We start from the raw sequence: 16,190 nt of genomic DNA on the forward strand, positions 1-16,190 counted from the left end.
TAAAGCTTAACATGCTGAATAGTTATATTGTAAAACCATATTAATCCTAAGGCCAGCGTAAGGTAGCATCAGATATTGTGTATCCACATCCTGAATCGTAAAACCATCAAATACTTGTTCGGCATCTTGGTCAGTCATTGATTCAATTTTTACAACAGAAATATGATCGACCAATAAATCGCTAATTTCTTTCTTTAGTTTAGCTATGGATGGTCCAGTAGTGTGCCCAGGGATATTGTTTGTATTTACCCAAACGATCAATGAAACTTCGGCTCTAAATGTAGACCCAAACTGAAGATCAGCCTCTATCTTCTTTTCATAGTCGGTTACGAAAAAGAAAGCCTGGCCGATCAAAAAATCATTTGGCAGCACATTCATATATTCGTTGATACCGACCCAAACTTTAGGAATTGTGTGAGTTTTCCTTTCTTCTGATCGATATTCACGGAACGGATAAGCGCGGTGAAAAACAGTCATCCAATCAAATTTATCCGCAAGAATACCTTGGATATCATGGATGGCCCAATCAAGTCCTGGTTCATCAATGGTGGTAATATTTGGCTTATTGCTGCTCATCGTTGATTTTTTCTAAATGTTCCCAAAACTCCTCTGTTAAAATGCCATCCCCTGAAGGATGAGGATCATGTACCATCTTGCCATCTTTATATATCACAATATGGTTAAAATTGCCCCTGGGTGATTTCCCTGTGACAAAATAGTATCCGTCAAAATCAATATAGTCTTGTCGGTCTCCTCCCCCAACATATTTGTAACCTTTATACTTTAGCCATTCTTCAAGAACCCAAAACCAAGGCATATCAGGAACCCGAAATAATTCTTCGAAATTCGGTACCTGATCGATGCGACATTCAAGAATGCATGCAATGGCAGTAGGCCAGCAGTTTCCAATCACATCGTCGCTATGAAGTTTTGTTTGAATATGTTTAATCATAAAATTTCATTCTTTAATCCATACTGAACTTGTCCTACGATATCCAAACCCACTTCTTGGATATCTTCTGTCGAAAGACCGAGAATACTATCACCATATTTGTCTTGGAGCATTTCTGCCTTGCTGTCATTTGAAGTCATCTCAAATGAGTTGCTTCCAAATTTTGGTTTAATGGAGTTATGGAAATCGCCCGTTAATTTTAAATCCACAGGCTTCCATCGATTCTTGTAATTAAAATCGTGGTATGTTCCCAGGTCGCCATCTTCAGAATCCTCTCCTCGAGAAAGCTGTTCTTTATTGAAATTTGCAATATCTTCCTTGTTCGCTCTGAGAGCAGATCCTACATATTTATCCAGTTTGCCCTTCGTTGTACCGGACTTTACTCTAGCGACCAAATTGTCCAATGCTTCAAATCCTTCCATAGTGTCAATAAATAGTTCCAAAAACAATCCCTGAATTTTGGCATGGCAAACATGCAGTATTTAGCGATCCAAAATCCAAATTGATAACCTTGATCTTTTGCTCAAGCTGTGATAGTAGTCCAGTAGCATTGTTCTCTTTATTATCAAGTGCATAGAAAGCTTTTTGGCTGAGCGTATTCTTTTGTTGGTTGTCACGCGATGAATTCGCCATTTCCTCCAAAATCATAATACCGGTCTGCGTAGCTAAAGCATCTACCAGCAGATGCTTGTTCGAACAAAAAATACTGGTGATATCGCAATTAGCGGAAAACACAAAATTCAATCCCCATGAATAATCATCTACATAAATTTCATTACCAGGCCCCCATAAAGTTCGGTCTGATTTTATGCTGTTTGAATCAACATACATTGCCCGAATATTCAAGTTTCTGTTCCATTTTTTCCATAACTCATATTCTATCGGCTCGCATGAACAGGGTGGCTTTTTGAATGATATGCGCTTATTCAACGCCCGGCCTGTTAGGTCATCTTCATAATACCCGAAGAAGTAGCTTTCACTTGGAGGCAGCATAACATTATCAACCTCATGCCATTGTGGATAATACTCTTTCACACAATCCACGGTCAACACTGAAATAGGATCCTTAACTCCATCTTTGTACAGATAAAATTTCAATCCAGGATTCTCATTTTCGAATTGCGTTGAGAATCGTTTTATCGCCAAAGAAATGTCAGCAGCTGTACCGACAATAAGAAAGCCAACAAATCGCCCCTGCTTTTCCAATGTGTCATGGACTGAAGCTGGAGAATCATACAACTTCGTATCTGGAAAGACTGACTTGCTATATGTATTCAGCTGCTTTTCTACATAAATACGATTCGATAACTTGATAATCGCATCATTTGAGATGTTTGTCAAATACTCATTTAAAATCATTGTATCAGTGACACCATTCTCGCGCTTGATCGACCCGGCTGCTGTCATCATAGACCATATATTGTCAACTGAAATCAACGCATGTACCGAATTCAAAAACAATCCCGACTTAGGGTTTTGAAGTTCAGCTGAAGGAACTGGTATATTGGTATCAGCAGATTTCCTGATCCCGATCTGATTCTTCAGACATTCTTTAACTTGAGATTGATTAACCATTTGCTGCGAGAATTAAAGTTTTCAGATCATCGTATTTCAGGTTTACGCGATATGCCAATGCTCCTGTATGGATAGTCGACTGATCTTCATGGGTACTTGCGTTGAAAGCTTCAATATGGCTGATATTCATCATCACCTTTGTTTCTTCCAATTCAGCCACATCATTAATTCCTAAGTCAGCAAAATTAGGCTGGCCTTCTTTTTCAAATAATACAGGTATTTCTATCCACATACTTTTAAATCAAAAAACCCGATCCGGATAATCCGAACCGGGAAACCATATAATAATTGACGCAAATCCTAAGGTGTAGTTGGTTTTGGAACAACCGCTTTAATAATTGGTGTTTTATTATCCGAGCTGTAGGCAGAAACAAAAGAAAAATCAGCTATCCATTGTTCAGACTTAACCATTGTGGCCTCATATCCTGGTCCATGTGTTGCAGAAAGATCTCGACATTCAGTTTTCTCTGTAACAGCCCACTTTAAGCCTTGTACCGGATCTTCCTTGATGGTTACTTTGGTACCATTACCGAAATCCACGTTGTTCTGTGCTTCCCAATGATTCCAGTTGAAAATACCGATTGAGCCTTCGGCAGCGAAATAGTGAACTTCGGAATTTGTAGCACCAGGGTTTACACGATTGGAACGGTATGGTACGTAACGATCAGCTACTCCAGCTTTGTTCTGTTCATTTGCTAGACCGAAACTCTCCCAGTATTTCTTCCAAGACGCAATCGATTCGGTATTGGCTACATCTAGATATGGCCCATAAAGATCATTCTTCTCCATGATTGCTTCCATATAGAAATAAATATCATTGATGTCCATTTGATAAGCACCAGCAGCGATTGTAGCCAAATCTGTAGCAGCTAGAGATGTAGCCTTATTTAGTTCCAGCGCATTCGCAGCAGCCGTATCTAAAGCTGCGAAAACAGCTATTAGACCATTCAAAAGCTGGTGGGCATAATCTTCTTCTAGAGATATCATATTGCCAGCATTAATGGCAGGAGCCGTGACAATTTCGAAACCTTTGGTCACCCATGAGAGTGTCGCTAATTTCGACACGCCATTATTGCCTACGATGTTACATGAACGTTTGTCAATGACCTCAACATTCATTTTGTCCAAAACTGGAATCTTTTGCGGCCGTCCCGGGGATTTGCGGGTGTTCTCGACCAACGATTTTGGAAGTAATAAATCAGTATTATCAATGAAAGCAGACAATGCCCCATAACGAGAAAGTCGTGTTTCCCAGTTTCTAAATTTGCGATTTTTGACGTCAATAATGGCGTCCAGTAATTTGGTAGGATCTAAAGTTAACATTGTTAATCGATCTAAAAATTCATAATTAATTAATAATTCCTACCCGTGTCCTCCTGACGGTTATTTGATGATGCCATATTTCTTTTGCAGCTCCTCATACTTATCCAAGAAATCTTTTGTGTTCTCTTGGTAGTTGTTGGCTTTCAACCAAGAAAGAATATCCTGTTTAGTTGAAGCAGCTGAAAGTTCTTTCACATCGTCACCTCCAGATCCTGCGCCACCCTGTTTTTTGCCAGGTGCTGCGAAATATGTTTGATAGTTTTCGGCGATCAACTGTTCAGCTGTCAAAGGTTTCCCATCCTTCGTGCTGATCTGCAACTGATCATCCTTGTAATAGACAATATTCCCTTCATTGTCCTTTTTAGCAGTAAATGCCGACTGAAAATCTGATGCAATCATTTTTCTTTGTCTTGCAACAAAATCAGCCTTTTGATCATCGGTCAAGTTAGCCGGAACAGCAATATTAAAACCTGAAACTGCAACTTGAACATTCATTCCGACTTCATTTTTCAAGTATCCTGAATGAATGGTGGAGATTTCTGCTTCATGATCAGACTTCATCTTTTCCAATGATTTTTGCAAACTTTCAAGTTTATCTTTGTCGACACCCTCTCCTCCTTTAGCTGCCTTGATCTCGGTAATTTTGCGTTTGAGAAAGTCATAGGTTTTCTCTTCAGGTTTTTTCCGATCGCCGGTCAATTCCAAAAGATCTTGGTCATACTTTTCATGAACAGACTTAATCTGATCTTTGATTTTCACTTCAACCAAAGGTTCAACTTTAGCATTCACATACGCTTCGTCCTGTTCTTTCGAACGGATGATCATTCCCGATGCTTCGAGTGCTTTTTGCACGTCTGGAGTTAAGGCTGAAACAACCTTACCTTTTACGCTTTCGTCCTTCAGGGCTTCTTGGATGTCTTCAAATGTTACCATAAAAATTCGTCAATTGATGTTATTCAATTATTCGGCATATTTTTTTGATTTACCAAATAAACTGCTCACGGCTATTCGTTAAGAATCAACACAGCTTTACCCTTGAAGGCTCCGGTTGCTTTTAAGTGCTCATAAACACTAGGTTCAAAAACTTGGATACTGGCCGAATTTTGAATCTCCGAAACTTGTCCTCCCGATGACGCAACCAGAGCAATACGAACAACAATATTATCTCCAGGATTATAATCCAATGGATATTTTTTACCCTCGTCCTTATTTCCGTGGAATATACCAACGCCATTTGACCGGCCCGTATTTTCCGGTTGCTCTTCCATCAATGCTTTTACATATTCCGGATCCGTTCTCAAAAGTTCGTGGTTGAAATTTTCCAGTACCGGGCTGTTGTTCTCCTGGCTTTGTTCCGGAGCCTGTGGAGCTTGCGGAGGAGACTGGATATCGTCCTTTTTTTCCTTTTCGTCGTCAGAAATTGGACTGTTAGTATCCACTTTTGGCGGTGCCGGTGCATCCATATCAGGAATTTCAGGATCCTGATTGTTTTCATTTTGATCTTTGTTGATATTGAGATCTTTATTTTCCAGTACCGGGCTGTTGTTCTCCTGGCTTTGTTCCGGAGCCTGTGGAGCTTTTGATTGTGATTTTGACATAATCTTTCAATTTTTCGTTTATACGTTCAATTTTTGTTTTCAGTGGCAGAGCATAACCGAACTCGACTATACTGCCGAATTCTAATTCGAACTTATCAATGAGGTATGAAAAGTTCAGTTTGACGGCATATCCTTCGGGATCCGCTTCCATCACACCATAATTCTTACAGTCAGATATCGTAAGATCCGGATAGGGTTCCAAATACCGCAGCACCTCCATATTATCTCGTTCACTTGGATTGTTTTTCGCTTGAAGCTCAGCGAGCATCTTACGTTTAGAAGCAAGAATGAAAAGTGGCAGACCGGCCGTTTTTGCCGCATTATATTCTTTCGTAAGCTCGTCCAATGACTGTAGGTAGAACTCAGTGCCATGGTTGATAGAACTTGATACAAAGATTTCCCCGAACATCAACTTTCCAACGGTGTCCATTGTCCAGGATCGGATAGCATCTAAGTTTGAAGCGATGTATCTCAAAATGTTGGTTTGGCTTTCAAACTGCGATCGCACTTGATCTTCATTCAGAGCCTCTTTGCTCAAGAGCTTACTGTCGATTTTACCGGTGGCCTTTTGTTTGATATCGTTCTCCAAGCGTTCAAGCTCATCGACATTGTATTGCAGAGATCCGGAATCCACAGAAACAACACCTACCGGCTCGCGAAGATCTGGTTCATTAGAGTTTCTCGGAATCGGTACGCTTAACAATGATCCTGGGCCAACAAGTTTTTTAGCTTCGCATGATGGACACGCTACTGGTTTTGAATTTCCTTCGCCGTCTGTATAGTGCGTAAAACCACCTTCACATTCCGCTCCCTGAGGATTCCGATAATTACATTTTCCTTCATATGCCCAGTAAATCGGATAACTCGCATAGAGATCAAGACTCTTCTTAATTGTTGAATAGAACAGGTACCAATCTAGGTCGCCAAGCTGGGAACTAAGCGGACTCTGTTTGTTGTAGAAATCATTTGGATCAATATTGTCGCGCCACATGAAGTTAGCCGGACAATAACCTAAATCGTGTGGTTCATTGACAATCTGAATAAACTCACCATTAGCTCCTGTCTGAAAAAGACGATAGGACAGATTATCAAAAGCAGCAATATTTCCCTTTGAGTGGAAAATTACATAATTCAATCGCTTGTTTATCGAATCGTAGTCCAAGTCGATAACCTGATCAATAGGCAATAAATAATAATATGGTACCGGATAGTCAGTAGTCTGTATCTGTGGTAGATCCACAACGACAATACTATTGATTGCAGAGAAAATAGCACCAAACACATCCCTCTTCCAAAAGTGCTCATCATTGTTTTGCTGAAGAAACTCATCGAACAGCTCTTTATACTTTGAGTCGGTAAAAGTATAATCCATCAAACTGTTCTGAGCATCAAATACCTTTACATATTCATCTGAAATCTCATCGATCAAGGCATTCGTGGCAACAGGAAAAGTAAGAAGCTTTTCAAATTGGGCATATTTATCCGTAGCTGTCACTATAGATTTAACCCAAAGCATGAAGTCTTTTAGATATCCATTTGCATCGTCTTTTTTATCAACAATGGTACTATGGAAACTAAGCCTCAGCTCGTGATGGATCGCTTTCTGAAGTTTCAGTCCGTTCTTTGGAGCCTTTATCAGCTCTTTTACTTGCTCGTTTGATAATGCCATTGTCCAGTTCGAATCCGTTTCCGGGAGATAATTGCCAATTCTTTAATCCTTTTTCCTTTTCGTAGTCAAGGATGTTTTGAGCGTGCTCAATTGCGAAAGCACGCTTTCCCAAAACATCTGAGACTAACTCAACCTTTGTTAGTCCGCTCATGATCTTACAGTTTAGTGATGTTGAAGTTGGCTTTTACCATCTTGAAGAATTCGGACCAACCGAACTTTAGCTCAAAAGAGCAATTGTATGTGTTGTTAGCGTTAAAACCTTCCGAAGCAACGTCAGGTACAAATAGGTTAAAAATTTCAAATCCCTCTATCTTATTATCACGAGCATCATAAATAATGTTGTTGTCCCGAGCGAAGAAATAACCTACGAGATTTGTCTCTCCAGGTTGTAATTGTGTTTCGGAGCAAAGAGCACGCAAGCCGCGAGCAGTTTCTGCGGAAATGTTTTTGAAGATCAAAGGAACTACAACAGATGGGCCACCTTGTAACTCGGAAATACCATTGATGGTGGTATTGTCATTTCCGCCAGTTTTAATTGGCTCGCCTACAGGAATGGTCAGACCGGTAAAGTAAGGACTAATGACAATTTTTGAAGCGTCAACGGCTGTGAGCAATGGAGTCCATGCTGCCTGGGTAATCATTTCGGTTTCAGTATCAAAACGGGCATCTGTAGTTTTTCGACCAAAAGCGATCTTTTGGATCTGGTCAAATTTGATTGGACAGTTTGTTGCAGGGATATTCGCTAAAACTGCTGGAGGGGGACATTCTAATAACATAACTAAAAAATTAAAGTTCAAAATTTTCGTCATGCCGTCCCCTGGCAACTATTCAAAGTAAAAACAAAATTTAGTTTTTTTCAAAAAAAGTTTTTTCGGTTCTTTAATTTCTCCTAGTGACACCATAATCATCTGAAATGGAGTTTAGCTCAAACCAAGCTCGCATACAGAAGTTATCGCCAAAGTCAGGCGATCTCCCAAAGAGAATTGCTTTTTGTTCTATCTTATCATTGATACGCTTCTTGCCTTCAGAGTCTTTATCCTTTTTTTTGATAGCTCGCAGATCCTGTTCGATGTACATAACGATTGTAACTTCCTTTCCTTTGTGTTTAAACTTCATCGATCGGTGTTCCCGCCCACTCCTATCCACAATGATCACCGTTTCATTGGTAGCAACGACTTGAACCAGACCAACATTCACCAGTTCCGCTGAACGATAGTAGCATTGAGTTTTGAGATTTGCGTAAAATTCCTTAATTCCTGTCTCCGGATCAATGACAGCTGGTGTCCCCCCCTGAAATCCCTTGTAACCTCCGACTCCTACGGCTCCTCCGCCAACTCCATCTTGATCGATAAGCACTTTATGTTTTGGGATACCAAATTGTTTGCGCTGAGATTCAATAGCATTAACAATGTCCTGCTCATCTGTTGACATCATGACAATTATCCGGACAACCTTCCATCCTTCCCACACAAAGATCACAGTGAAGTCACGGCCAAACCGTGCAGCATCGCAGGTGATACATCTGAATTTTGTATCAGTAACAAAATTACTGAACAACGATTTAATAGCATCATAGTTAAACAAAGCTTTACCATCAGTCCTGATCTTCCAGTTTCCATCTAGTAGTTTGGCTTGTTCATCAGCAGGCAGAGCCATTAGGTTTCCGAGGTAACCGGGGTCATTCTTTAACAATTCCTTATTTTCATATACTGATCCTGGAATAAACGTTACCGATTTAATAAGGTCTGTTCGTTTTACATCTGAAGGAAAGCGATCCCAATAATCAGCTGGTACTTTTTCTATCACTTCCTGTTTGCTATCCCCCCAAACCAGTACATCACCGACTGAGGTCATATAACGAAGTATCCCCGATCTTTCTGCAATAGGAAATCCGCTTTCTTGATCAATCCACCATTCAATAAAATCTGCAACCCAGCTGTCAGGATCTGGATTGCAAGTCGCGCGAATATATGGTCTCACACCACAGGCGGATCGATTACGAGATAACATGTATGTAAACATTTTCCAAGAAAAGTGTGTCAGCTCATCATAGATGATCAATGGATACTGGGCACCTTGATGATCATATATATTGTGCTCATGCTGCAGGTGGGAAAATTTAACTTTTGCACCGGATGGAAAATGCCAAGTATGTTCATTTGAATTACCTTTGGCGCCTAAAAGTGGATAAATACCCTTTGCTGTATCCCAAAGCCCGCCCGGGTTCTTGATCTGAGGAATTGTTCGGCGGAACATCATTGCTGAGAACTTGCTATTGCTAGTATGCCGAACCCCCTCAAGCAATTCAGCATAGGTTTTCCCTCCACCCGCAGATCCACCTCCGATCAGGATATCGGCAGGAGAAGATAAGAATTTCGTTTGAAATCCGGGTTGTGGCTTGATTATTTGGTTAGCCTTTGGTATCTCGATCATCAATATCCCTCCCGTTATTTGGTAAGATTACTACCGCTGGTAGGACTCCAACCTCAGGTATCAATGGCTCTCCATCCTTTCCTGTTAACTGTACCTTATTTATTTTAATACCTTCGAGCTCGGCCATTGAATCAAGGATTTTGTTTATAGCACGGGCTCCGGAGGCTGTGGTTTTGACTCGTGGATCCATATCACGAATAAGCTTCTTCTTCCTTTTGATGTAATAGGCCTTTTTTGCCTCAATGGACAGTTCTTCTTTATCCTTGAATTCATCATATGCGGTTTTAATGTAACGCTGTGCCTGACGCTCGGAAAGTCCCCATTTATTTACGATTGAACGGACGATATCTCCATAGGGATAATCGTCCATGATCCATTCCTGAACGTTCCTGATTCGTCTTTCAATTTCATATTTTGGAGTCTTTTCCTGCGTTTTAGCCATTACATTCGCTTAATGACGGCAATATGCCTATTGAGTTCGTAGATCCGGTCGCGAAGTTTAATCGCTTCCGTTTCTCTCATCTTTTTGATCTCGGGATCATATTTGTCTAGCGTGTCGTTTTCGTAAGACTTTAATGCTGTTGCATTGATTTCAGCTTGTTCAACTAAATAATCCAGAATCAGTTGCTTTGTATCATTCATGATCTGTAGCTTTTCGTTAGATGATAGTTCGCTCATAATCGAAATCGTTTATTGTTAGGTTCCCATTCAAATGCTTAAATGTACCAACAATTCCACGTTTCTTGCAATAGTTGAAATAGCGAATTATTGCAGACTGGATATATTTTGGAGCTATATCTGTGGCCCGGCATCTCCTGTCAGTTGCTTCACAGGCAATCAATGTCGTCCCTGATCCAAGACAAAAATCAATTACTACCTCTCCAGGAAGTGTTGTATCAAGAATGGAATCCGCGATCATAATCACTGGCTTTGGTGTTGGATGATTCTCCAACTCTTTACGATCGGGATTTTTGGAACTGGTGGCCGATGGGTAACTCCAAACATTAGTCCGGATCCGGTCCTTCAGCTCTAGGTGTGAGACATGTTTTGCTTTATCGCCATTCTTGAAAATATAAACCATCTTATGATCATCTTTATAGAAGCCAGTATGATCAAGCATATCTTTCTCCCAATAATGCGCAGCGGTACCGGAATGAAAGGCAAAACATAATTCATGTTTGGCTCGATAGAAAGAACCATTACCAAAGTTGTCCTTATTCCATATACAGACCTGTTTAGGTATGGGTGATCCGTAGACATTGCGAGCAGCCTCACACATGTGCCAGCTATGCCTGAAGTCCATAAAAATAAAGTGGATCGCACCATCAACAGTATTTTCCTTTGCAACTTGCATTAATGACTGAAGAAATTCTGCAAACTCTGTATCCGACATTTCACCAGCTGCCATAGCAAAATCAGCGTGTCCCTGGTCAGAAAAGAAATTCGTGGGCAAATTGTATGGGGGATCACAGGTTAGGATCCGACCTTTTATCGTCCCGTTTTCGAAAAGTGCATTGATCAGCTCTTTGTCTTGAAAATCACCACATGCAATTACATGTTCACCGATCTGGAAGAGATCTCCAGGCTGCACGACAATTTCTTCCTCCTCAACAAAAACCTCATCTTCTTCGGAATCCACTATGCCTTCGATATCATAAGTCTGCATAAAGCGCTCTTCCGAGAAATCAGGCAACAGAATGGTTTCTTTCAGCTCTTTAAAGTTGAGATCAAACTCAGTGATAAAATCAAACAGTCCTTTCTGCTGGAGTTTTGCATAAATGGCTGAATAGATCAATGTGAACTTAGCTGCTTCCTTCTTGTCATTACAGTCGATCAATAACGCTGGATGACTTTCCGGAACTAAATAACCATCGACCAGGAGAGATTGTAGAGCTTTCAACCGCAGCTCACCATCAAGACAGTATTGAAATGGCCCATCTTCCCAAATGTATATCGGTTTGATAAAGCCATCATCAAGGATTGAATTTTTTAGACGTTGGAAACCTTCGTCTGAAGCTACTTTAAGATCGGGAGTCCTTAAAGTAGCAAGGTCATTCCATCTGACGCTTGTCAAACCAATGACCTTGTTTTGTATCGTTTTAATTTCGTCAGTCTGCATACTGCAAATAGTACGAAATATTGAATTGCAAAAGAAAAAAACTGTTTATGGTGTATGGATTCGTCTAACCATTGTCAATTCAAATGAATCAGAAATTTGAGAATCTTCTGGAACATAACTTACAAGCCTCCTACTTTCATCTTCCCATTTTAGAAAATTTAAGGTAATTATTTTTGTGGAAAAAACATTGTTTAAAACGTTTAGAATAAGAGTACAAGTGGATGTTTCTATGTTGAATACGTAATAAATTATTTCGAACATTTTTACGCGTTCGTCATCATAAGGATTTACCCAAGCAAATTTTCCGTCATTGATAATCATTGTATTGATAAATTCGTCTTTGCTAAATTTATCACGGATGGTTACTTCCCATTCGCTGTTGAAAATTTTTAAACTTGACTTTATTTTCAGGGCCTTCATTTCACTCTCAATCTCACCCCGGCTTTTAGAAGAAGCATCTAAAGAGCTTTTTAATTCTATGTTTTTCTCCTTTAGAGAGGTGTTTTCGTTTTGAATGACAGCCTCAGAATTTATTAAATCCGACAGCCTACCGACACTTTCATCATATTTTTCAGTCAGTTTAAGATACCTTTCTGTTTTTATATAGCCATCTTTAGACACACGCTTAATTGACTTAACCTCATACTTCTCTATAAATGTTTGAAACAAACGTATGCCCCACATTAATATTGGATACATCATTGCTACGAATAGAGGTATTTGGAAACTGGCAGCGTCCAAATTAGCATTGATTAAATCATAATAATTTTTGTATCCCAATTTTTCTATAGTAGTAGAATTGTACCAAAGCAAACCAACAACAATGCGCCAGTTCAAAAAAATCCATGATATACTAAATGATAAGATGAATGGATTTCTCAATCTAAGATTGATGGACTTTAAGATATCGTTCATAAATTATTATATAGGTTGTCCCAAAACTAAACATTAAAAAAACCATCTGCAATAGATGGCTTTATATCGTTTTTTACGATTGATTTTTCTCATGTCGCTGTTTTTTTTGTCATGTCACATATAATACTATGATACAGATGGTTATAATTTGCAATTTATTTCCTGACCGACACAAGATGACTAAGTATCTCTTATAAAATCAATCAACTTGCTTCCATATACAATACTAATACTGGCTTCCGAATCAATGTGCCAGTTCACCCCATCAGAAAAGAGAGTCAAATAGTGACCAATACGGCCTACTTCGAAAAATACTCTGATATTAGATGTGAATGCTGGATCTTCTAGGTTATTTGCGATATCAAGACCTCGTCTATGAATAGCTGGTGGTTTGAATAACATACGGTCAAATCTATCTCAGAAATGACCGCTTGTCAACAGAATGTATATTGTACGCGGAATTATATCCTGTTTTTGAGAACATTACCATTCAGTAGATGTCAGGATGTTCGGATTATCACTGACTTGGATATCACTTTTAACGTAATCAATAATCCGGCGATACAGATATTTTTCTTCTCTATGATCACAATCCATAAATGTTATCTTATCCACTTCTTCCTCTGGAACCAGTTGTGCTGTAAACTCAATGGACTCCTCCTCTGCCAATGGATCCAAATATACTTCACCCACTGCATTCATTGCTGCTACAATGGTTAGGGCTAACACATAGAATTGTGCATCGCCAATTTTCACATCAAATAGATGTCTTTCATCAATTATTTTCATCGGTGATTACTTTTAATGTTCTTTCAATGTTTCTGGTTTCGACATGGATATCCTGAGGATAATATTTAGCGATGGTGATCCATTCCTCATAACACGCTTGACAATACGCACTATTGAGCACGCCGATATACATGAAGACGATCTGATCCTTGTTACAGGCATCACAGATTCCCCAGCCACCAAGTTTAAAGATATCTAAGTGGAGCAAGGGAATGATCCGATATCCCTGGGGAGATTTCAATTCTTTAGGAAGAGTTCTGAATCGTTTGAGCTCTTCCAATGTGTGAATTGCTTCCTCTTCCTTGATGGTTTTGTACTCAATCCCTTTTTTTACTTCTATTGTATCCTTGAGAACTTCTATTATTTTGTCCATCCGGTCAACTGGAACGTTTCTCTGAAAATCATCTTCACTCTCAAAACCATTCGATAATTCCTGCATTTTTCTCTTGTTAGCATCGATCTTCATGAATGGCTCGAAGAACTTCGTTAGCTTTTTCTTGAATTTTGCATTAAACATTATTTCCCTCCTTTCTATTTTCAAATTGTGATACTGTTATTGTGCGATAAACCTTACAGGGAAATGTCCCCATCCGTTCGGCTGCTGCGAAGTCCTCTCCCAGTTCGAATACACATCCGTTTTTATCGATCCAAAGAAAGTTCTCTTTGTGTCGGTTTTTATCTGGGAGGCGACGAGGTACTTTATTGATCCAATCATTTTTACTTTCCAGCGTTAGGATTAGCTCCGCTTTGACAAATACTTTATTCGCCTGTTCATTTAGGATCTCTACAAATCGACTGAAAGTTATTGTCTCGTCATTTACCTGATTGAGCAGATCCCTGATCTGTGCAACCTTAAAAACTTTGTGATCTACCATGGCTTATGTGTTTAATTGAAAATCCCATAGAGACAGTTTGCCCTTGACGTTGAGAATGGGCTCGTCAAAGAGCTCAGCATTTTCGAGTACCCAATTCCAAATTGGTTTTTGTCCTTTACGGATAATTGACAATCCGGTATCCGGGCAAATGTCAACCGCCACCTTCTCAGCCCAAATGCTTGGGTGATTGATAACACAATCGACGATATCGACCTTACCGATTATTGCTCCAAAAGGAATAGCATTATTGATTTTGCCACTTACTCCGTCAACGAAAATATCCTTGATTATAGGCAATACTGCTTTCATCTGTGGATCGGTGAGCTGAACATTAAACTTCGTTGGCCCGCAAGAGTGGATTAGGATCGGCCCGCGATAATTTGTCCTCCAGGATCTGTTTTCGATGTCCTTTATACCATGGGCGATAAAGCTCGCCCAAGGTTGTCTAATCGAAACTACTTTCACTATCTCTCCCATGCCAGTACTCCTTCCTTTTCATAAAAGGCGAATGTTACGTCAGACTCGATATCGTACTCAAGGTTTGCTTGAGCTGTTTTCTCTTCGAAGCTATACTTTAGCGAACTATGGGTTAAGTCGCTTACACAGGTCAGAAAATGCATACTGGGAACCACTACCCATTTGTTAGAATGATCATTCTCATTTATATCTTCCATAAACTTGAATACCTCTTGAATTTTCTCTACTGGATAACCATTCTCTATCCAACGATCCTTAAGTTTTTTTTGTAAGTCTGTCATATTAAAAGTTATTAGATTTTTGATTCGTTATAATTGATAATACTTGCAATTCTTCCCTGCTTTAATTATCCCAATAAGATTCGATTTTGATTGAATTTGCTTGATCTGACTTGCTATATTCTTTGAATTTAACCCAGTTGCATCCGAAAGGTATTTTGCATCTACAGCGCAAAATGGTGTCTTATCCAATTCGTCGTAAATCTTCCTTTGCTGACTCGACAAAAGTTCAATCGCAACCATCTTGGAAAGATCCTGAGCTAAATGATGTGCATTACCTTTGTAAGCTCCCTTATGTTCCAATTCCTCCAATCGAAGGATAATAGCGTGATATACTTTGTTCTCGACCATAACAAAATCTATTTAATTATTGATCTAAGAATACCAAAAGCAAGACAACCGAACCTTGTATCATTGTCTGTCCGGTTCCTTTGGAAAAGATGCTTTTCGCCGGTTATGGTGGTCAATTCGAATCCTTCAGGAATGACATTGTACCATTCACCAGGGATCAACCAAAGCTGCATATCTACCTCAAGTTCTTCAGTGGGAGAATTACCACGTCCCACATTGATAGAGATATCAGGGCCACCAATAGATTTCATGTTGACCATTTGCTCAACTGGCTTCTTTTGGTTATCTCGAGCAATTGTATTGTATGTATCCCATTTGCAGAATCCAAACCCCTGAAGTATTTCGTCAGGGGCATTTTGTATTGTCGAAAGGAACTGTTCTTTCGTATTTGGAATATAATCGAAGTCCAGTTCCCAAGTCCTTTGGACTGGCGATGACGTAATTTTGATATGTTCCATGGCTTAGTTGTTTTGTGTGGAATGGTCAGAAAAACCACTTCCGGAGATGTCTATTTTGAATTTAGATTTTAGCAGATCCTCAGTATCCATTAGTGGCGGTACGATATGGCAAGATATCGCATTGAAACTATGAATCATGTTGAAAGTATTTTCCACAAGTATCTTCTGCTGATTCGGATTCAGTTTGTGGTCTTCCTTCTTTGCTTTCAAGCGTATCCCCTCTTGAGTAATCTTGGCACACGAATAAGTCGGATCCAGTTTCATTAGATATTCAGAAAAACCAGGCTCATGAATCATGATAATACCGGCAATGTCTTCTCGAGATAGGATATCCTTGATCTCCTGCATAACTCGTTTTAATTTTGGACTATACTGCAT

The 16,190-nt window shown here is 39.6% G+C and carries 24 protein-coding genes; all 24 read right to left on the reverse strand.

What is annotated here, in order from left to right; all coding sequences use genetic code 11:
- Window positions 1-6 precede the first annotated feature (6 nt).
- A complete protein-coding gene (locus BWD42_RS04040; RefSeq protein ID WP_077433369.1) occupies window positions 7-576 on the reverse strand; it encodes a hypothetical protein in 570 nt (189 codons plus the stop codon).
- Window positions 563-952 (reverse strand): hypothetical protein, encoded by a 390-nt coding sequence (locus BWD42_RS04045; RefSeq protein WP_077433371.1) that lies wholly within the window; start codon window positions 950-952, stop codon window positions 563-565. Before BWD42_RS04045 ends, BWD42_RS04040 begins: the two co-directional genes overlap by 14 nt.
- Window positions 949-1,374, reverse strand: coding sequence for a hypothetical protein (locus BWD42_RS04050; RefSeq protein ID WP_077433373.1), 426 nt, complete (start codon window positions 1,372-1,374; stop codon window positions 949-951). The genes BWD42_RS04045 and BWD42_RS04050 overlap by 4 nt, the downstream gene beginning before the upstream one ends.
- Window positions 1,375-1,378: 4 nt before the next feature.
- Window positions 1,379-2,527, reverse strand: a complete 1,149-nt coding sequence (locus BWD42_RS04055) for a hypothetical protein (RefSeq protein ID WP_077433375.1) — start codon at window positions 2,525-2,527, stop codon at window positions 1,379-1,381.
- Complete coding sequence (locus BWD42_RS04060; RefSeq protein WP_077433377.1) at window positions 2,520-2,759, reverse strand: hypothetical protein; 240 nt, start codon at window positions 2,757-2,759, stop codon at window positions 2,520-2,522. The genes BWD42_RS04055 and BWD42_RS04060 overlap by 8 nt, the downstream gene beginning before the upstream one ends.
- A 68-nt stretch (window positions 2,760-2,827) precedes the next feature.
- Window positions 2,828-3,850 (reverse strand): hypothetical protein, encoded by a 1,023-nt coding sequence (locus BWD42_RS04065; protein ID WP_077433379.1) that lies wholly within the window; start codon window positions 3,848-3,850, stop codon window positions 2,828-2,830.
- 60 nt (window positions 3,851-3,910) lie between these two features.
- The gene (locus BWD42_RS04070; RefSeq protein ID WP_077433381.1) at window positions 3,911-4,783 is read right to left on the reverse strand and encodes a hypothetical protein; all 873 of its coding nucleotides are present in this window, start codon (window positions 4,781-4,783) and stop codon (window positions 3,911-3,913) included.
- Between the two features lie 71 nt (window positions 4,784-4,854).
- Window positions 4,855-5,448, reverse strand: coding sequence for a hypothetical protein (locus tag BWD42_RS04075; protein ID WP_077433383.1), 594 nt, complete (start codon window positions 5,446-5,448; stop codon window positions 4,855-4,857).
- On the reverse strand, window positions 5,372-7,117 hold the full coding sequence (locus tag BWD42_RS04080; protein ID WP_077433385.1) for a hypothetical protein: 1,746 nt from the start codon (window positions 7,115-7,117) through the stop codon (window positions 5,372-5,374). Before BWD42_RS04080 ends, BWD42_RS04075 begins: the two co-directional genes overlap by 77 nt.
- Entirely contained in the window at window positions 7,023-7,268 is a 246-nt protein-coding gene (locus tag BWD42_RS24610; RefSeq protein WP_175991945.1) for a hypothetical protein, read from the reverse strand. Before BWD42_RS24610 ends, BWD42_RS04080 begins: the two co-directional genes overlap by 95 nt.
- Before the next feature lie 4 nt (window positions 7,269-7,272).
- Window positions 7,273-7,893, reverse strand: a complete 621-nt coding sequence (locus BWD42_RS04085) for a hypothetical protein (RefSeq protein WP_139351011.1) — start codon at window positions 7,891-7,893, stop codon at window positions 7,273-7,275.
- Between the two features lie 103 nt (window positions 7,894-7,996).
- Complete coding sequence (locus tag BWD42_RS04090; RefSeq protein WP_077433389.1) at window positions 7,997-9,550, reverse strand: terminase large subunit domain-containing protein; 1,554 nt, start codon at window positions 9,548-9,550, stop codon at window positions 7,997-7,999.
- On the reverse strand, window positions 9,528-9,992 hold the full coding sequence (locus BWD42_RS04095; protein WP_077433391.1) for a hypothetical protein: 465 nt from the start codon (window positions 9,990-9,992) through the stop codon (window positions 9,528-9,530). The genes BWD42_RS04090 and BWD42_RS04095 overlap by 23 nt, the downstream gene beginning before the upstream one ends.
- Window positions 9,992-10,228, reverse strand: a complete 237-nt coding sequence (locus tag BWD42_RS04100) for a hypothetical protein (protein WP_077433393.1) — start codon at window positions 10,226-10,228, stop codon at window positions 9,992-9,994. The genes BWD42_RS04095 and BWD42_RS04100 overlap by 1 nt, the downstream gene beginning before the upstream one ends.
- Window positions 10,209-11,669, reverse strand: coding sequence for a site-specific DNA-methyltransferase (locus BWD42_RS04105; protein WP_077433395.1), 1,461 nt, complete (start codon window positions 11,667-11,669; stop codon window positions 10,209-10,211). The genes BWD42_RS04100 and BWD42_RS04105 overlap by 20 nt, the downstream gene beginning before the upstream one ends.
- A 45-nt stretch (window positions 11,670-11,714) precedes the next feature.
- A complete protein-coding gene (locus tag BWD42_RS04110; protein WP_077433397.1) occupies window positions 11,715-12,584 on the reverse strand; it encodes a hypothetical protein in 870 nt (289 codons plus the stop codon).
- Window positions 12,585-13,067: 483 nt separating this feature from the next.
- Complete coding sequence (locus tag BWD42_RS04120) at window positions 13,068-13,373, reverse strand: hypothetical protein (protein WP_077433401.1); 306 nt, start codon at window positions 13,371-13,373, stop codon at window positions 13,068-13,070.
- Window positions 13,360-13,812: a hypothetical protein gene (locus BWD42_RS04125; RefSeq protein WP_139351012.1), complete on the reverse strand. Its 453-nt coding sequence runs from the start codon at window positions 13,810-13,812 to the stop codon at window positions 13,360-13,362. Before BWD42_RS04125 ends, BWD42_RS04120 begins: the two co-directional genes overlap by 14 nt.
- 70 nt (window positions 13,813-13,882) lie before the next feature.
- Window positions 13,883-14,248: a hypothetical protein gene (locus BWD42_RS04130; protein WP_077433405.1), complete on the reverse strand. Its 366-nt coding sequence runs from the start codon at window positions 14,246-14,248 to the stop codon at window positions 13,883-13,885.
- A gap of 3 nt (window positions 14,249-14,251) precedes the next feature.
- Window positions 14,252-14,725 carry an ASCH domain-containing protein gene (locus BWD42_RS04135; protein ID WP_217699986.1) on the reverse strand — a complete coding sequence of 158 codons (474 nt, stop codon included), beginning with the start codon at window positions 14,723-14,725 and terminating at the stop codon, window positions 14,252-14,254.
- Entirely contained in the window at window positions 14,713-15,006 is a 294-nt protein-coding gene (locus tag BWD42_RS04140; protein WP_077433407.1) for a hypothetical protein, read from the reverse strand. The genes BWD42_RS04135 and BWD42_RS04140 overlap by 13 nt, the downstream gene beginning before the upstream one ends.
- 27 nt (window positions 15,007-15,033) lie before the next feature.
- Window positions 15,034-15,354, reverse strand: coding sequence for a hypothetical protein (locus BWD42_RS04145; RefSeq protein ID WP_077433409.1), 321 nt, complete (start codon window positions 15,352-15,354; stop codon window positions 15,034-15,036).
- Window positions 15,355-15,362: 8 nt separating this feature from the next.
- On the reverse strand, window positions 15,363-15,812 hold the full coding sequence (locus BWD42_RS04150; RefSeq protein ID WP_077433411.1) for a hypothetical protein: 450 nt from the start codon (window positions 15,810-15,812) through the stop codon (window positions 15,363-15,365).
- Window positions 15,813-15,815: 3 nt separating this feature from the next.
- A complete protein-coding gene (locus BWD42_RS04155; RefSeq protein WP_077433413.1) occupies window positions 15,816-16,190 on the reverse strand; it encodes a hypothetical protein in 375 nt (124 codons plus the stop codon).

It is taken from the genome of Sphingobacterium sp. CZ-UAM (genome assembly GCF_002000245.1).
In the GTDB taxonomy this organism is placed as follows: Bacteria; Bacteroidota; Bacteroidia; order Sphingobacteriales; family Sphingobacteriaceae; genus Sphingobacterium.

Bases quoted from the DNA above. Each gene is read 5' to 3' on its own strand.
- BWD42_RS04095 (WP_077433391.1), bottom strand. From the start codon at position 9,992: ATGGCTAAAACGCAGGAAAAGACTCCAAAATATGAAATTGAAAGACGA.
- BWD42_RS04130 (WP_077433405.1), bottom strand. From the start codon at position 14,248: ATGGTAGATCACAAAGTTTTTAAGGTTGCACAGATCAGGGATCTGCTC.
- BWD42_RS04100 (WP_077433393.1), bottom strand. From the start codon at position 10,228: ATGAGCGAACTATCATCTAACGAAAAGCTACAGATCATGAATGATACA.
- BWD42_RS04040 (WP_077433369.1), bottom strand. From the start codon at position 576: ATGAGCAGCAATAAGCCAAATATTACCACCATTGATGAACCAGGACTT.
- BWD42_RS04120 (WP_077433401.1), bottom strand. From the start codon at position 13,373: ATGAAAATAATTGATGAAAGACATCTATTTGATGTGAAAATTGGCGAT.
- BWD42_RS04125 (WP_139351012.1), bottom strand. From the start codon at position 13,812: ATGCAGGAATTATCGAATGGTTTTGAGAGTGAAGATGATTTTCAGAGA.
- BWD42_RS04140 (WP_077433407.1), bottom strand. From the start codon at position 15,006: ATGACAGACTTACAAAAAAAACTTAAGGATCGTTGGATAGAGAATGGT.
- BWD42_RS04085 (WP_139351011.1), bottom strand. From the start codon at position 7,893: ATGTTATTAGAATGTCCCCCTCCAGCAGTTTTAGCGAATATCCCTGCA.
- BWD42_RS24610 (WP_175991945.1), bottom strand. From the start codon at position 7,268: ATGAGCGGACTAACAAAGGTTGAGTTAGTCTCAGATGTTTTGGGAAAG.
- BWD42_RS04080 (WP_077433385.1), bottom strand. From the start codon at position 7,117: ATGGCATTATCAAACGAGCAAGTAAAAGAGCTGATAAAGGCTCCAAAG.
- BWD42_RS04070 (WP_077433381.1), bottom strand. From the start codon at position 4,783: ATGGTAACATTTGAAGACATCCAAGAAGCCCTGAAGGACGAAAGCGTA.
- BWD42_RS04105 (WP_077433395.1), bottom strand. From the start codon at position 11,669: ATGCAGACTGACGAAATTAAAACGATACAAAACAAGGTCATTGGTTTG.
- BWD42_RS04135 (WP_217699986.1), bottom strand. From the start codon at position 14,725: ATGGGAGAGATAGTGAAAGTAGTTTCGATTAGACAACCTTGGGCGAGC.
- BWD42_RS04145 (WP_077433409.1), bottom strand. From the start codon at position 15,354: ATGGTCGAGAACAAAGTATATCACGCTATTATCCTTCGATTGGAGGAA.
- BWD42_RS04045 (WP_077433371.1), bottom strand. From the start codon at position 952: ATGATTAAACATATTCAAACAAAACTTCATAGCGACGATGTGATTGGA.
- BWD42_RS04060 (WP_077433377.1), bottom strand. From the start codon at position 2,759: ATGTGGATAGAAATACCTGTATTATTTGAAAAAGAAGGCCAGCCTAAT.
- BWD42_RS04155 (WP_077433413.1), bottom strand. From the start codon at position 16,190: ATGCAGTATAGTCCAAAATTAAAACGAGTTATGCAGGAGATCAAGGAT.
- BWD42_RS04050 (WP_077433373.1), bottom strand. From the start codon at position 1,374: ATGGAAGGATTTGAAGCATTGGACAATTTGGTCGCTAGAGTAAAGTCC.
- BWD42_RS04110 (WP_077433397.1), bottom strand. From the start codon at position 12,584: ATGAACGATATCTTAAAGTCCATCAATCTTAGATTGAGAAATCCATTC.
- BWD42_RS04150 (WP_077433411.1), bottom strand. From the start codon at position 15,812: ATGGAACATATCAAAATTACGTCATCGCCAGTCCAAAGGACTTGGGAA.
- BWD42_RS04055 (WP_077433375.1), bottom strand. From the start codon at position 2,527: ATGGTTAATCAATCTCAAGTTAAAGAATGTCTGAAGAATCAGATCGGG.
- BWD42_RS04090 (WP_077433389.1), bottom strand. From the start codon at position 9,550: ATGATCGAGATACCAAAGGCTAACCAAATAATCAAGCCACAACCCGGA.
- BWD42_RS04075 (WP_077433383.1), bottom strand. From the start codon at position 5,448: ATGTCAAAATCACAATCAAAAGCTCCACAGGCTCCGGAACAAAGCCAG.
- BWD42_RS04065 (WP_077433379.1), bottom strand. From the start codon at position 3,850: ATGTTAACTTTAGATCCTACCAAATTACTGGACGCCATTATTGACGTC.